This is a genomic window from Adhaeribacter terreus, assembly GCF_042657365.1.
GTDB lineage: Bacteria > Bacteroidota > Bacteroidia > Cytophagales > Hymenobacteraceae > Adhaeribacter_A > Adhaeribacter_A terreus.
In genome coordinates, this window is sequence record NZ_JBHSKT010000008.1 from 169,669 (window position 1) to 184,305 (window position 14,637).

13 protein-coding genes are annotated in these 14,637 nt (G+C 44.6%); 4 read left to right on the forward strand and 9 right to left on the reverse strand.

From position 1 onward, the window contains the following. Positions 1–4 precede the first annotated feature (4 nt). Complete coding sequence (locus ACFPIB_RS14080) at positions 5–1,366, reverse strand: glycosyltransferase family 4 protein (RefSeq protein WP_378018101.1); 1,362 nt, start codon at positions 1,364–1,366, stop codon at positions 5–7. 93 nt (positions 1,367–1,459) lie between these two features. On the opposite strand from ACFPIB_RS14080, the gene ffh reads away from it, so the two are divergent. Beyond that, positions 1,460–2,797 (forward strand): signal recognition particle protein, encoded by a 1,338-nt coding sequence (ffh, locus tag ACFPIB_RS14085; RefSeq protein WP_378018102.1) that lies wholly within the window; start codon positions 1,460–1,462, stop codon positions 2,795–2,797. A gap of 274 nt (positions 2,798–3,071) precedes the next feature. Here ffh and ACFPIB_RS14090 read toward each other — a convergent pair whose 3' ends face one another. Together ACFPIB_RS14090 and ACFPIB_RS14095 are read right to left on the reverse strand one after the other, a co-directional pair. Continuing rightward, entirely contained in the window at positions 3,072–3,512 is a 441-nt protein-coding gene (locus ACFPIB_RS14090; protein ID WP_378018103.1) for a hypothetical protein, read from the reverse strand. A 1-nt stretch (position 3,513) separates the two neighbouring features. Further along, positions 3,514–3,987: a nucleoside deaminase gene (locus tag ACFPIB_RS14095; protein WP_378018104.1), complete on the reverse strand. Its 474-nt coding sequence runs from the start codon at positions 3,985–3,987 to the stop codon at positions 3,514–3,516. A 354-nt stretch (positions 3,988–4,341) separates the two neighbouring features. Here ACFPIB_RS14095 and ACFPIB_RS14100 point away from each other — a divergent pair, with 354 nt between their 5' ends. Both ACFPIB_RS14100 and ACFPIB_RS14105 read left to right on the forward strand, forming a co-directional pair. Further along, the gene (locus ACFPIB_RS14100; RefSeq protein WP_378018105.1) at positions 4,342–6,192 is read left to right on the forward strand and encodes a CHRD domain-containing protein; all 1,851 of its coding nucleotides are present in this window, start codon (positions 4,342–4,344) and stop codon (positions 6,190–6,192) included. Between the two features lie 118 nt (positions 6,193–6,310). Further along, complete coding sequence (locus ACFPIB_RS14105; protein ID WP_378018106.1) at positions 6,311–7,027, forward strand: class I SAM-dependent methyltransferase; 717 nt, start codon at positions 6,311–6,313, stop codon at positions 7,025–7,027. 51 nt (positions 7,028–7,078) lie between these two features. Here ACFPIB_RS14105 and ACFPIB_RS14110 read toward each other — a convergent pair whose 3' ends face one another. From ACFPIB_RS14110 to ACFPIB_RS14120, 3 genes are all read right to left on the reverse strand, one after another. Next, on the reverse strand, positions 7,079–7,438 hold the full coding sequence (locus ACFPIB_RS14110) for an STAS domain-containing protein (RefSeq protein ID WP_378018107.1): 360 nt from the start codon (positions 7,436–7,438) through the stop codon (positions 7,079–7,081). Between the two features lie 334 nt (positions 7,439–7,772). Next, positions 7,773–8,789 (reverse strand): pyruvate dehydrogenase complex E1 component subunit beta, encoded by a 1,017-nt coding sequence (locus ACFPIB_RS14115; protein WP_378018125.1) that lies wholly within the window; start codon positions 8,787–8,789, stop codon positions 7,773–7,775. Positions 8,790–8,894: 105 nt separating this feature from the next. Beyond that, entirely contained in the window at positions 8,895–10,694 is a 1,800-nt protein-coding gene (locus ACFPIB_RS14120; RefSeq protein WP_378018108.1) for a tetratricopeptide repeat protein, read from the reverse strand. Between the two features lie 129 nt (positions 10,695–10,823). On the opposite strand from ACFPIB_RS14120, the gene ACFPIB_RS14125 reads away from it, so the two are divergent. Continuing rightward, a complete protein-coding gene (locus tag ACFPIB_RS14125; RefSeq protein ID WP_200506517.1) occupies positions 10,824–11,042 on the forward strand; it encodes a PspC domain-containing protein in 219 nt (72 codons plus the stop codon). Positions 11,043–11,210: 168 nt separating this feature from the next. Here the strand turns inward: ACFPIB_RS14125 and ACFPIB_RS14130 are convergent, their stop codons facing one another. The 3 genes from ACFPIB_RS14130 to ACFPIB_RS14140 all read right to left on the reverse strand — a co-directional run bounded on the left by ACFPIB_RS14130 (position 11,211) and on the right by ACFPIB_RS14140 (position 14,636). Next, positions 11,211–12,245 carry a glycosyltransferase family 2 protein gene (locus tag ACFPIB_RS14130; RefSeq protein WP_378018109.1) on the reverse strand — a complete coding sequence of 345 codons (1,035 nt, stop codon included), beginning with the start codon at positions 12,243–12,245 and terminating at the stop codon, positions 11,211–11,213. Further along, positions 12,235–12,570, reverse strand: coding sequence for a YbaB/EbfC family nucleoid-associated protein (locus ACFPIB_RS14135; RefSeq protein WP_378018110.1), 336 nt, complete (start codon positions 12,568–12,570; stop codon positions 12,235–12,237). The genes ACFPIB_RS14130 and ACFPIB_RS14135 overlap by 11 nt, the downstream gene beginning before the upstream one ends. Positions 12,571–12,689: 119 nt before the next feature. Beyond that, complete coding sequence (locus ACFPIB_RS14140) at positions 12,690–14,636, reverse strand: T9SS type B sorting domain-containing protein (protein WP_378018111.1); 1,947 nt, start codon at positions 14,634–14,636, stop codon at positions 12,690–12,692. Position 14,637 lies beyond the last annotated feature (1 nt).

Sequence of the window (14,637 nt, forward strand, 5' to 3'; positions counted from 1 at the left end):
TTTCCTAATTTTTCCGAATAAGTTCAGCTAGTTTGCCGGTTAAAGCCCGGCGCGAATATCGGCTGTAGTTAATATAAGGCAGGTCCAGATTTGGGTTTACTTTCCAGTTGCGGCTCATGGTGTCGAGGTGGTCGAGCATGAGGTCGTAGGCATCGTAGGTAAATGTTCTTCCGGCGCCGCATTCATCAATAATGGCGTCGGCATCAGAAGCAACAGGGCCGATGCAAATGATCTGTTTGTTGGAAGCCAGGTATTCGAAAAGTTTGCCTGGCAGAATGCAGAAATTATTTTCCACGTCCGGAATAGCCATCAGCAATGCTGTTGCGCGCATTAAATACTGAATGGATTCGCGGTGCGGTACAAACGCTATGAATTCGGTGCAGAAAAGTAAGTTGGCTTCTTCGATCTGTTTATGCACTTCTGCCGAAACTTTGCCCACAAACCGAAGCCGGAAATTTATATCAGAATGGCGGCGCGCATTTTCGGCAAAAGCTTGTAAAAAAGTGCTGATGTTGTAAGTGTCCGTGATGGTGCCGGTGTACGTCAGACAAAACATATCCTGCGGTGGTTCCGAATCGAAATGAAAATCAGCCTCATCGTAACCGTTGGGTAATACGTGTACTTTATGCGGGTCGGCTTTAGGCGATTTGTTCAGAAAAAGGCGTTTGGTGTCGGCGCTGGTAACCAGCATCGCATCAGATTTTTCGATCACCTCCCGTTCGTATTTTTCGTCTAGTTTTTTAGCCAGCAACGTGTGGGCCAGGTCTTTGTAATAGTAAATATCCGTCCAGGGATCGCGCAAGTCGGCAATCCAGTGCAGGCTATATTTTTTTTGCAGCTCTAAACCAATAAGCTGCGTAGAATGCGGCGGACTGGTGGTAATTACGGCGTCGAATTTTTCGGTTTTCAGGAGTTCAGCGCACTTTTTCAGCGCGTGTTTATTCCAGCCCACGCGCGCATCCGGAATAAACAGATTGCCGCGCAGAAACTTGAACAATTTCTGCACAAAGCCGGTTTTCTTTTCGTTGGCAAAGCCGCCGTAAGGAATTTCTTTTTTACCGGTAAGCTTTTTATAATATTCGAAAGGCTCAGAAGTGGAAGTGCGAAAAACGCGCACGCCGGCCGGGATCTCAGAAACCAGGCTCTGGTCGAAAAGCGGGTAAGACCCTTCGTTTTCGTCTACCGTGATCACGGTTGGTTCAATGCCGAATTCGGGAAGATGCTTTACAAATTTCAGACAGCGTTGTACCCCGGCGCCGCCTGATGGAGGCCAGTAATAGGTGATGAACAGCACTTTAAGCAAGGGCTGGGCGGACTTTTCAGGTTCCGGCGCGAGGTCTTCTTTCTGTGGAAATTTCTGTAGCATATATTCAGGAACGAATATACGCAGCTTAATTAAAAATTGCAGGAAATTTCCGGTTTTATGCTTATTTTTGTTCTTTAAACTGATTTATACACGATGTTCGATAATTTAAGTACCAAGTTAGACCGCGCCTTTAAAACCCTGAAAGGGCAGGGCAGCATTACGGAAATTAACGTTGCGCAAACTATTAAAGAGGTGCGCCGCGCGCTCGTAGATGCCGACGTTAACTATAAAGTTGCCAAAACCGTTACCGATAAGATCAAAGACGAAGCCATGGGACGCGACGTACTGATCGCGGTAAGCCCGGGGCAGCTGATGGTGAAGATCGTGCACGAAGAGCTGACCGAACTGATGGGCGGCGAAAAGCAGGATATTAATATTAAAGGCGATCCGGCGATTATTCTGATAGCTGGTCTGCAGGGTTCGGGTAAAACTACTTTCACCGGTAAACTGGCCAACTTCCTGAAAAAACAAAACCGCCAGGTAATGGTGGCAGCCTGCGACGTGTATCGTCCGGCGGCGATCGATCAGCTGAAAGTTTTGGCTGGCCAGGTTGGTGTAGATGTTTATTCAAATCTCGAAGAAAAGAACCCGGTAAAAATTGCGCAGGAAGCCATTGCTTACGCAAAACAAAACCATAAAAAAGTAGTGATCATCGATACCGCCGGCCGTCTTGCGGTGGATGAAGCGATGATGAACGAAATTGCCGAGATCAAACGTGCTATTAACCCAACTGAGACCTTGTTCGTGGTTGACTCCATGACCGGTCAGGATGCGGTGAATACGGCGAAAACCTTCAATGAACGCATCAATTTCGATGGCGTGGTGCTTACCAAATTAGACGGTGACTCCCGTGGTGGTGCGGCACTTTCTATCCGGGCAGTAGTTGAGAAACCGATCAAATTTATTTCGACCGGTGAAAAAATGGAAGCCCTGGATCTGTTCTATCCTGACCGGATGGCACAGCGTATTCTGGGTATGGGCGACGTAATTTCCTTGGTTGAGCGCGCGCAGCAGACGTTTGATGAAGATGAAGCCCGCCGCATTAACCAGAAGATCCGCAAAAACCAGTTCAATTTCGATGACTTCCTTTCGCAGCTGGAGCAGATCAAGAAAATGGGCGATATCAAAGACCTGGTGAGCATGATTCCTGGCGTTGGTAAAGCCATGAAAGACGTGGAGATTGACGAAAACGCTTTCAAACCGATCGAGGCGATCATCAAATCGATGACCAAGGAAGAACGTGCGAATCCGGATATGATCTCGGGTAGCCGCCGTAATCGTATTGCCAAAGGTTCCGGAACTACTATTCAGCAGGTAAACAACCTGATGAAACAGTTCAACGATATGCGTAAAATGATGCGCAGCATGAACAAGCTTTCCGGCAAACCAGGCATGATGAGTAAACTGAAAGCTATGACCGGCGGACGGTAATTTTTAATTTGAAGTTTGGAAAATTTGAAGATAATTTAAGTTTCCTGTTAAAATAGAAAAGCTGCAGTTCTTATAAACTGCAGCTTTTTTTATGTCTGCAGCCGAATTTACCGGATTTCAGGATTTTTGGATTTCCTGTTTTCAGGCTAAAAAATGCTATGGTTTTTCAGCAAAAACTGTTTAAAGCTTTTAAGCAGATGTAAGTGTTTTTCCGAATCGATCTTTCCGACTTTTTGGGTTAAAAAGGATACCGTTTTGAGCCTGAAAAATGCAATTACCTTTCTGGTCTGCGCCTTCTTTCTTCGCCGTAAATAGTGCGGCCAGATGAGCCATCGGGATTGTTGTGCGATTTATAGAACCGCAATATCTGGCCGGAAGTACCTTTTATGGTGGATATCTGATATTCCCATTCTTTGTCGCGGGTTTCCCGGTTCAGGATGTCTACCACATTTTGTATCGAATCAATATTCAACTTTAATGGCGCCAGCTTTTTATTTAAATATGTTCGGTTGTGGATCTGCCCGCGGCGCTGTTTAAAATCGGCATCAGGATCGTGGTAGATGCGCGTGTTTGCCGGTGGTTTTATTCCCTGTACCGTTGCGTTATGAGCCGGTTCTGGTTTATGATACTGGTAAGAAGTGGAGCCTCCGGTGGTAGCTTTATGGCAACCCAGGCAAACAAAACTCAGCAGAAATACCAGGCACCGGTTGCTCATATCAATATTCGGTTTTATCGTTTTTCGCTTCCCATTTCTGAAATCCTTCTAACGCTTCTTCGCGCAAAAAAGGTATCATGGGTATGCTGCGTTCGCTCAAAGGTTTTTCAATTTCGTCGTAAATAAACTGATCGTCGAAACCAATTTTAGCGGCATCTGCTTTGGTATTGCCATAATAGACAACTTTCGGGCGCGCCCAGTAAATGGCGCCCAGGCACATAGGGCAAGGTTCGCAACTGGTATATAATTCACAGTCATCCAGCTGAAAAGTTCCCAATTCTTTGCAGGCTTTCCGGATGGCATCTACTTCGGCGTGGGCAGTTGGGTCGTTGGAAGAAGTTACGTTATTGAAGCCGCGGGCAATTATTTTTCCGTTTTTCACAATTACGCACCCGAACGGGCCGCCAAAACCGGCTTCCATTTTCTCTACCGAGAGCCGAATGGCTTCGCGCATGTGTTCTTCGTTTGGTTTCATATGTAAGTTTAGAATTAAATAGCCGGCAAAAATACAAAACCAACACGCTACTTTTCAATAATCTGTTTAAAAACCTTTCAAATAAATAGATAACAGCAACAAATAGTACGCAAAGTAGTTTTATTTTGGAATTCAAGCAGCATTCAAAGTTTATTGCCGCTGAATTTGTGAATTAAATAATAGCGTTCCAAAGAAGTAAAGACCAGTTTAAAATTTTACAAACTTCAAAACGCTAGGCTTTTAAGCCTGAAAACTGCTCATACCACTTCCGATTTGGTTTTTTATTTGACCTCCGTTCCTGAAAGGTGTATTGCTGAATCGTTTTTTATTTCCATTTTTCTTATTGATTAAACTATGAAAAAAATTTACTCAGGTATTTTAATACTGATCTGCTGCTTTTTATCGGTATCCGTATCTGCAGCGCATCTTAGTCCGAATCTTTTGTTCTCGGCTAAGCTTGATGGTGCCCAGGAAGTACCAGCCGTTACAACTACTGCTACCGGGGTAGGAAGTTTTATGCTGAACGGAACGCGCGATACGCTTTTTATAAATGTATCGGCTGCAGGTTTAAGCGGGCCAATTACAGTTGCGCATATTCATGAAGGATTGCCAGGCGTAGCTGGCCCGATAGTGATAGACCTTAGTCCATTTATTAAAGGCAACCTAATAAGCGGCTACATTACCGGCGCAGCCTTAACGCCGGCCGTTATTACCAAACATTTGCAGGGAGTTTATTATGTAAATGTGCATACTGCTGCCAACCCTTCAGGGGAAATACGCGGACAGATATTGCTTGAAACAGATCATGGTTTTATAGCGCTTTTAAATGGTTTACAGGAAGTTCCGCCGGTAGTTACTACAGCAAACGGAATAGGAACTTTCATGCTTTCTCAGGACCAAAGTAAGATCAGATTTCACGTAATTTTTGAAGGTCTGAGCGGAGCTGTATCTGCAGCACATTTGCATATGGGTGCAATTGGCGTTGCCGGTCCAATAGTGCTGACGCTTACTACCATGGTTTCTGGCAACGAAATAATTGGGGAAGGAGACCCGACGCCTTTTTTAGCAGACCTGCTTGCCGGAAATATTTACATTAATATTCATACGGCAGCAAATCCGAATGGGGAGATCAGGGGGCAACTTTTTATGCCAAAAGGAATTTTAATGGATGCCCATCTGGATGGCGCGCAGGAAGTACCGCCCGTTCCTACGAACGCTAAAGGCGTGGCTGGGGTAAGAATTAACGCTACCCGCGATAGCCTGGAAATTGCTGCCATGATGACGGGGTTGAGCGGACCAATAACTGCTGCGCATTTTCATACTGGGGCAGTGGGAATTGCCGGACCAATTGCCATAAATTTAACGACTATGGTTTCCGGAAACCGCATTTTAGGAAAAATACCGCTGGCAGGTTTACCGGCAAATACTATAAATATGTTCCTCACCGGAGATATGTATATAAATGTACACACAGCCGCTAACCCTTCCGGCGAAATCAGAGGGCAGGTTTACCGGCTGGCACGCGAAGGTTATACTTTTGTAATGAATGGTAAACAGGAAGTTCCTTCGGTTAATACTGCAGGCAGCGGCAGCGGTGTCGTCTCAATAGACCGCGATCAGACCAATGCGCATTACATGATGGCCTGGAGCGGGTTAAGCGGTCCGGCTACGGTGGCGCATTTTCATTTGGGTAAATTCGGCGTTGCCGGCCCGATAATTTTTCACCTGACGCCATCCTTCAATAACACTAGCAATCCAACGGCCGCCGCCGGTTACTGGAATGCCGGAAGCACGCCGCCTTTTACCACCCGCAATTCCGTGCAGTTCCGTAGCGATAGTATTTATGTGAACATACATACAGCGGCGAACCCAAGCGGCGAGATCAGGGGCCAGGTTTTTCGGGGAGCAAGGAATTTATCTAAAATCTTAGGCGTGCGGGCCGATCTGCTGGCTTTAACGGCAGCAACTGTTTATCCAAATCCTTCTTCTCAACTTTTCAAATTGAAACTTGAAGTAGAAAAGCCTCAGGAAGGTTCGATCCGGATCACCGATATTTTAGGCAAAACGGTATATGAAAATGCTTTAAAAGTGCCGGCTGGTAAAAATGAAATTGCTTTGGAACTTGGGTTTTTAACGAAAGGAATTTATCAGCTCGAATTCACTTCTGATAAAATAAGAACCATAAACAGGTTGGTGAAGGAATAAATTTCAATTGTAGATCTTATAAAAGGCTTCGCAAAGGTGTGAAGCCTTTTATATTGCCGGAAAAGCAATTTTGAGTTTTAAGGAATAATAGTTGTAATTTTGACTTTTATCGCGCCAAATGATACCATTTTCTGACCCGGTGGGCGAAGCCCTCGAAGCTTTCCTGAACGGAAAAACGGAGGCTACAATTACCGTAATTTCCAATATTGCTGAAGACGACGTAATTCCGGTTGCCTACCTTTTCCGGGAATTTGAGGAAATGCCCGAACTGGAGCAAATAGCGTTACAGGAATGCACCGGCAAAGTTTTAGACCTGGGTGCGGGAGCCGGCAGTCATGCGCTTTGGCTGCAGCAAAATAGTTTTGATGTTACCGCCCTCGATATTTCGCCAAAGGCGGCTGAAGTTATGCAGAAGCGCGGACTTAAAAACGTAATACAAGCCGATTTCTGGAAATTTCAACCCGCGGAAAAATACGATACGATCCTCCTTTTAATGAATGGAGTAGGGCTGGCTGGCAAACTGGTAAACCTGTCGGTATTTTTTGCGCACTTAAAATCCATACTGAACCCGAACGGGCAAATTTTGCTCGAATCGTCGGATATACTATATATGTTCGAAGAGGAAGATGGCTCCGTAGTGCTGGACCTGAACGGCGGTTACTACGGCGAAGTAGAATACCAGATGGCTTTTCAGAATTCCAAAGGAGAAACTTTTCCCTGGCTGTTCGTAGATTTTCAGCTACTTACCGATTATGCAGCTGAAGCCGGTTTTAAAACTGAAGGTTTATTTGAAGGCGAAAACGGCGAATACCTGGCAAAGCTCACCCTTGTATAAAAATGGTAGGGTTTTAAGCAGAAAAACTGCCTGATAAGAAAGAATGTTGCCTTACAGTTTTCGGAAATAGATGTCGCACTGGCCGTTATCGGCGATCAGGCTGGTAGATGATATGTTATTAGTAAAAGTACTCACGCCGGCGCAGGAAAACAGATGGTGAAGTTGTTCATTTACGCTAATGAGTACAAAATCAATTTTATTTCGTTGAAGTTTGCGCACGGTAGAAATAAACGATTTCAGACTTTTCGGAGAAACTTCTTCCAGCGCTTCACAATCTACCATTACTTCTTTCGGATTAAATTCCAGGGCATCGAGCAAAACTTCCTGTACGGTGGCAGTGGTTTCTGCATTCAGACTGCCGTTTAAAGCAACTATGTAACTATTTTGTTGGATTTGGGTGAGGATCTGCATTTTGGAGAGCGGTAATGAAAACATACTTACTAAATAACTGATCAGATAGAAATATTATTGTACAAAACCTGAGTATAAATTTTCCAAGTTTGCCGGGTGATGTGTGGTTATACGTATACCCTGAAAAAAGTCTAAGGGAAAAGCGAATTTTAAAAAATATTTTGACTCCTGGGTTGTAAAAGTGGTGAATTGGCAAAAAAGGAGGGTAGGTTGTAATTTTTAAAAAGTGAGAAGCACTAACCTTTTGTCTAAAACTGCTCCGTCAAAAATTAAACATAAAAAAACGACAACCCGTTTTCAGGCTGTCGTTTTTAAAATATTGTAAATAAATTATTTACGCTTTCTGGTACATTACTTCTTTAATAGCCTTAACAGTACGCGCCACGTTCGGCAAAGAAGCCTCAATAAGGGTTGGAGCATACGGTAAAGGCACATCCATGCAGGTTACGCGCACTACCGGAGCATCCAGATAATCAAAAGCATTTCTTTGAACATTGTATGCAATTTCGGAAGAAATGGAGGCCAGCGGCCACGCTTCTTCTACCACTACCAGGCGGTTGGTTTTCTTCACCGATTTCAAAATGGTTTCAAAATCGATCGGGCGAACAGTACGCAGGTCAATTACTTCTACCGAAATATTTTCTTTTTGCAGTTCTTCGGCAGCAGCTAAAGCAACTTTCATCATTTTGCCGAAAGAAACGATCGTAACATCTTCACCTTCGCGTTTTACATCAGCCACGCCGATCGGAATGATATATTCTTCTTCCGGAACTTCGCCTTTATCACCGTACATCAGCTCCGATTCCATGAAAATAACTGGATCTTCGTCGCGGATAGAAGCTTTTAACAAGCCTTTGGCATCGTAAGGGTTAGAAGGCACTACTACTTTAAGACCCGGGCAGTTTGCGTACCAGTTCTCAAAGTTCTGCGAGTGCTGCGAAGATAACATACCAGCGTTACCGGTCGGACCACGGAAAACGATAGGGCAGGAATACTGACCGCCCGACATCGACATCATTTTGGCAGCCGAGTTGATCACCTGGTCAATTGCTACCAGCGAGAAGTTGAAGGTCATGAATTCGATGATCGGTTTCAGGCCGTTTGCAGCGGCACCCACGCCAATACCGGCAAAACCAAGTTCGGCAATTGGAGTATCGATCACACGTTTGGCACCGAATTCGTCCAGCATGCCCTGGCTAACTTTATAAGCGCCATTATATTCAGCCACTTCTTCGCCCATTAAAAACACACGCGGGTCGCGGCGCATTTCTTCACTCATAGCTTCCCGAAGGGCTTCACGAAATTGTATCGTACGCATTTCTAAATCTTGTTTTCTATCGAAAGGTAAAATTACGATAACTCTCGCAAAAACCAATTTTAGAAACGAATTATCCGCAGGTTTCCGTTGCTGAAAACACAAAAACGGTAGGGAAATAGCCTTAAAAAGTCTGCAACCTTATTTTACAGCTTCGCGGAAGACCGGAGTTTTCACATAAGCTCTGAATTCCGGATCGTCGATAGCTTTGGCCGTGAGGTTTTTTTCCAGCTGGGTGGCCTTTCGTAAATGCGTGGCTAGGTCGTTTTCCTGGTTGGTACGCGCCGCGATCACGGCCAGGCAATAATGCGCCAGTGCGTCGTTCGGTTTCAATTCTAAGGCTTCTTCGTAAAAGGTTTTCGAATCTTCATAATTGCCTTTCAGGGTATAAAGCAGCGCCTTGTTCATCAGGGTTTGGTAACCCGGCGCGGAATAAGCCAGGCTGGTAGTGGCATCGTCTAACTGCCCGATCTCAATTTCCAAAGCTGCTTTATCGGCGAAGATCTGTTGCAGCATTTCTACGCGACCGCCAAGTTTTATGGCATAATCATAACTCCGCAAGGCCTCTAAATTATTTCCCTGGATATGATGCGCCGAACCAAGGTTATAAAAGAGTTGAGCTGTGGGGTTGCGGTGGCTGGCATAGGTTAAATTTACAATAGCTTCTTTCAGTAGTTTTTCGCGAATTTCTGGTTTTAAAGCTTGTTGCGCCAACTGAATGTAGGTAACACCCAGATTATTGAAAGCCTGCCATTTCATGGTGTTTTCGGCGGCTGCCTGGTAAATTTTGAGTTTTTCGGAAAGGAGAGGGGTTAAAGTAGCCGAATAACGCAGTTCTTCTTCGGTCAGTTTATCTGTATCGATTCGGTTTTCCACGATCTTTTTAGAAAGCAGGTAAATTTCTGAATCTTTCTTCTGCGGAATTTCATAAGTAACCCTTACATCGGCATAACGCAAAGTGGGGTACACGTAAAGTTGCAGGTATTCATAAGAATCGAGTTTGGCAAGCTGCCGTTCTTTTTCTTTAAAAGAAACGCTGCTGTTCACAATGGTCAGGATCTCATTGATCTGGTCAGGAGAAAGAGCCGAAAGCTGTACCTGTTTCAGGAAACGATCCCAGTTGCGGACAACCGGCATAACCCGGAATTTTACCGTTTTGCTGGAATTGGTGTACGATTTTACATCGAGTTCATGCTTGTAATATTTTTCCAGCGTTTGCGCCCGCCTTAGCGGCAACCGGAATTCTTTGCTGTCAGCATCTTCGGGCGAATGACCGGCGGTAATTTCTACCAGCGTGGTTTTATAATTGCTTTCGATCAGTTCTTTCAGAACCTCCATGTTCGTGCCCAGGTAATCGCGCAGTTTCGCTTCACCTTCATCGAAGTAAAACGTTAGGGTTTGGGGCTCCGAAACTCCTTTGCGATAATCATCGGGCGCCAGCGAAACGGTGTTGTTCCTAACTACAAGTTTGGAAGTGGTAATTACGCCGCTGGCAATTTCAGTGGTTTTGCCGCGTTTTCCGGCCTTGTTTTCTTTGGCTGCAACGGGCGTAGCAAGTAAACGGCCGCGCGATTTTTCGGGCGTATATTTAAAGGAATACTGGCGGGTAATGGTTGGTTTGTCGTTTTCGTAAACAAATTCGCCGGTAGAGAAACGCATTTTTCCGATCGGTTCTACCAGCTTAGGGCCGTAATTGTAAACCAGATCGATGCTGTAAACCGGTTTTTTCTGAATGAGTTCTCTCGGTACCTGGGCTTTCACCTCGAAGAGCACATTTTCGCCGTTTACTTCCAGCACTTGGGGTACTACCGTAATTTTTTGTTCGGCCTGACCTTTTTTTAACACGCTGGAAACGCTGCAACCGCCAAGGCTGGTTGTGAGTATAATAGAGGCAATTGCGAGTGATAAAGAGTGCGCATTGCGCATAACGGAGGTTTGCATAGTTAGGGAGAAGCAAATATCGTACTAAGACGAACAAATTTCTTTCAGCCTACATACCTTTTTTTTTATATTTGGTTGGTTGACAAACGTGTTTTTTTTCGTTAACTTAGTGTTTATTTTAGTTAAAGCATGAAACGGCTCCAGTTTTTTATTGAATCTCAGGCTTTTGGCGTTTGTACGGCATTGGGCGAAAAATTAGGTTTTGCCACCGGAAGCGTGCGTTTATCTTTCATTTATTTGTCTTTCCTCACTTTCGGTTCGCCGGTAATTGTTTACCTTATTCTGGCTTTCTGGCTGAACCTGCGCAAAAGCATGCGCCGCGAACGCAGCACGGTCTGGGATTTTTAATTAAATTTTTTAATGGCTTAATTGTTAAATTATTGTACCAAAAACGGTATGATTTAAGCTGAAAAAGTCATTATCATTATTAAATTCATCAAGATATTTAAATAAAAAAAGCTCCGTTTAATTTAACGGAACTTTTTTTATGATCTGATTAAAAAAACGATCAACCATTTAGCCATTAAACAATTTAGTAAAAGTCTTCCGGCCACGTACAAAATATTCCCATACAATGCTGCCGTTGTAAACACCTTTTAAAGCGTGAAACTCTTTTTTTATTGGTTGCAATCTCCTGCGTTGTTTCCAGTATTTCCGTTTATTGAAAACTTCCACGTGCGCTTTAATAATAGCTTCAGCATCACCGGTTTGTCCTGAAAGCAGGAATTTTACCGCCGAAACCCAATCGAGCAGCACCCGGATAAACAGTGTAGAAAAGAAGACGTTTGCCGGCAGGTTTTTATAAAGCAAAGCCAGACCGTTCCGGAAATTCAGAAAAGTTTTACGCGGATTTGATTTATGTAAGGTGCCGCCGCCCACGTGAAAAACTTCGCTCTGGCCACAGTACATAATTTTATAGCCCGCATTTTGCAAACGCCAGCACAGGTCAATTTCTTCCATGTGTGCAAAGAAAGCCGGCTCCAGCCCACCGAGTTTATGGAACAATTCTGCCCGCACGAACATACACGCACCCGTAGCCCAGAAAATTTCAGCAATATCGTTGTACTGGCCTTTGTCGGTTTCTAAAGTATCGAACAACCGCCCGCGACAAAAAGGGTATCCAAAATGATCGATAAAGCCGCCGCCGGCACCCGCATACTCCAGCGAATACGGCTCGTGAAACGCTTTGATCTTCGGCTGCACGGCGGAGATCTGCGGGTCATTTTCCAGAAGTTTTACAATAGGAGCAACCCAACCCGGAGTAACCTGCACATCGGAATTCAGCAGTACATAATATTTGGCTTCGATCTGTTTCAGCGCCTGATTGTAGCCTTCGCAGAAACCCAGATTTCCGGAATTCTGAATGATTTTTACCGCCTGGAAATTGGTGCGCACAAAAGCCACTGAATCATCCGTAGAAGCATTATCGGCCACAATTACGTCGCAATTCGGACTGTTTTGCAGCACCGAGGGTAAAAATTGTTCCAGGTATTTCCGGCCGTTCCAGTTCAGAATTACAATGGCAACCGGGTGTTCGGCTTTATAGACCAAAGTTACTCAGATCTAAACCCGGAATATTAGGCATCATGCCGCTGGTTTGTTTTTTCAGCTCTTCCTGACCTTTTTCGCCGGCTTCATCCATGGCTTTATTTACAGCAGCAACCACCAGATCAGAGATCATTTCCGCGTTATCAGCTTTCAGTAAAGTCGGGTCAATTTCAATGCTTAGCAGTTTGCGCTGTCCGTTCGCTTTCGCCTTTACCATACCTGCACCCGCTTCGGCTTCTACGGTAATGTTTTTCAGGTTATCCTGCGCTTCTTTCATTTTGGCCTGGAGCTCTTTCATCTTCCCCATCATGCCCATCATATCAAACATATTTTAGATTTTTAGATTTTTAGATTTTTCGATATTCGATTTTTCGTTTTTTCGATTTTTTTCTTTGTTTTCAGATAATTCAATTGTCGAATAATCGAACTTCGAACAATCGAGAGATCTTATTTCACTAAGGTTAAAGTGCCTGTTTTTTCGTATTTCTTGCCGGTTTCGTCAATGGCGGTCAGGCGATAGGCATAAACGCCAATGGGTGCTTCTTTGCCGTTCATTTTACCATCCCAGCCTTTTTTTGGATCGTTGCTTTCGAAAATGATCTGGCCCCAGCGGTTCAAAATTACCAAACTAAAATTATTCTGAAAACGCCCTTTCACTTCAAACACATCGTTCAGGCCATCGCCGTTTGGTGAGAAAGCAGTAGGAACGAAAATTTTCACTTCCTGCACAATCGTTTCGGTGTTCGAATAACTCACTTCGCCGAGGTTGCTTTGCGCTTTTATGCGGTAGCGGAGCACCTGTTCGGTATCGGAAAGTTTAGGAACTGCGAAGTTAAAAATACCACTTACCGGCTGGCTGGCTGTAACGTTGAAATTTGCATCCAGCGTCTCCAGAGTATATTCTACGGAAGTTCCTTCAAAGCCTTCGTACGCGTTCCAATCGAGCTTCAGACTGCGGGAAAGTTTATCCTGCAGGCTGGTTAAAACCACCGGACAACTTACATTGCTTTCCGTCGAAGCATTGTCGCAATTATCAGTATAAATGATCTTGTAGCAGGGTTTTTGTTCCCGGAAATTTTTGTTCGGGTCCTGAAAGTCAGGAGAAACGCTATTCAAAATGAATGAAAAACCGCCGCCGTTGCTGCTCCGGAAAACCTGCTGATTTTTCAAATTCGTAGTAGCTGGAATGCTGATGTTTCCGGTTAAAATGTTATCAGGCGTGAAGCTAGTTAATAGTTTAGCCGCAGCCGGAATGTCCGTGGAAATAGCCGTTACGCAAACTTCATTCGAACTCGAAAATGCCGTGCCATTTTCCGATACTTCCAGTTCGTAGCAGTAATTCAAACCGCAGGTAATATCCGTATCTTCAAAAGTGTTTTGCTGTGTGCCGGCAGGCGTAAGGTTGATGCGCGGATTGCCGCCTTCACTACGGAAAAGCGTGTAACTAAAACTGCCTCCATTTGGCGTATTTCCTGCATAAGCCGGCCAGGAAATTACGTTCTTTTTATTCTGAGCCGTAGCCTGTAAAACTTCCGTGCAAATTACCGGCGAAGCTACATTCTGGCTACGCCCGCAATTATCGAAAACTCTGATCCGAAAGCAATTGGAAACGGTATTGTTGAAGCCGCTTAAAGTAAAAGTTTGCGTTGCACCGTTAGCCGGTTTTAACTGACTTTTTTGTGTGAAAACGCTACCGTTTTGCTGCTCCAAACTATACGTATAGCCGTTCTGCAAGCCATTTACGGTAAACGAAATTTCGCCGGAAGCACCGTTCCCAATTATATCTGCTTTCGAAATAATGGCTGCGGTGGGAGTAGTCGCCGGTGTCAGATTCTGTGAGGCAGAACCGCCGCAAAATCCGCCGTTATACGTTCCGTTCAGGGTTACGGTATAAGCGCTGCTCTGACCCGGCACGTTGATCGTTTGCCCAGAAGTAACCGGGATGGGAGCATTGCTGCCAATGGTCAGTGTGTAATTATCGTAAGTTGCATCGGTTACCGTAATTTTTACCGAATCGTTGCCGCATTGCGTAGCCGTGAAAGTTGGCGGTGGTGTGGCTTTTACTACAAAAGTTCGTGGATTTTGAGTTCCCCCAGGGTTACTCGGATCGTTTATTAGCTGGGTAACGGTATAAGTGCCCGGAGTTGAAAAGGAAAATGGAACTTGGGGAGGGTTTCCTATGAATTGAGGAGGCATTGTTTTATCATCCAGATCATAAAATTCTGCTCCGGTTTGCCCTCCGCAGTTAATGAATTGGATTGGCTCATTTACGCAGAAAACGGTTACTTCCTGGCCATTGTAATACGCTTTAAATTTTTCCGGGCACCCTTGTGCATTAGAATTTAGATTTAAAAACGGTATTAAAATCAGCGCAAAAAGTAACCGGTTCAGCATA

Coding starts and splice junctions, on each gene's coding strand:
- ACFPIB_RS14080 (WP_378018101.1), bottom strand. CDS start 1,366: ATGCTACAGAAATTTCCACAGAAAGAAGACCTCGCGCCGGAACCTGAA.
- ffh (WP_378018102.1), top strand. CDS start 1,460: ATGTTCGATAATTTAAGTACCAAGTTAGACCGCGCCTTTAAAACCCTG.
- ACFPIB_RS14090 (WP_378018103.1), bottom strand. CDS start 3,512: ATGAGCAACCGGTGCCTGGTATTTCTGCTGAGTTTTGTTTGCCTGGGT.
- ACFPIB_RS14095 (WP_378018104.1), bottom strand. CDS start 3,987: ATGAAACCAAACGAAGAACACATGCGCGAAGCCATTCGGCTCTCGGTA.
- ACFPIB_RS14100 (WP_378018105.1), top strand. CDS start 4,342: ATGAAAAAAATTTACTCAGGTATTTTAATACTGATCTGCTGCTTTTTA.
- ACFPIB_RS14105 (WP_378018106.1), top strand. CDS start 6,311: ATGATACCATTTTCTGACCCGGTGGGCGAAGCCCTCGAAGCTTTCCTG.
- ACFPIB_RS14110 (WP_378018107.1), bottom strand. CDS start 7,438: ATGCAGATCCTCACCCAAATCCAACAAAATAGTTACATAGTTGCTTTA.
- ACFPIB_RS14120 (WP_378018108.1), bottom strand. CDS start 10,694: ATGCAAACCTCCGTTATGCGCAATGCGCACTCTTTATCACTCGCAATT.
- ACFPIB_RS14125 (WP_200506517.1), top strand. CDS start 10,824: ATGAAACGGCTCCAGTTTTTTATTGAATCTCAGGCTTTTGGCGTTTGT.
- ACFPIB_RS14135 (WP_378018110.1), bottom strand. CDS start 12,570: ATGTTTGATATGATGGGCATGATGGGGAAGATGAAAGAGCTCCAGGCC.
- ACFPIB_RS14140 (WP_378018111.1), bottom strand. CDS start 14,636: ATGCTGAACCGGTTACTTTTTGCGCTGATTTTAATACCGTTTTTAAAT.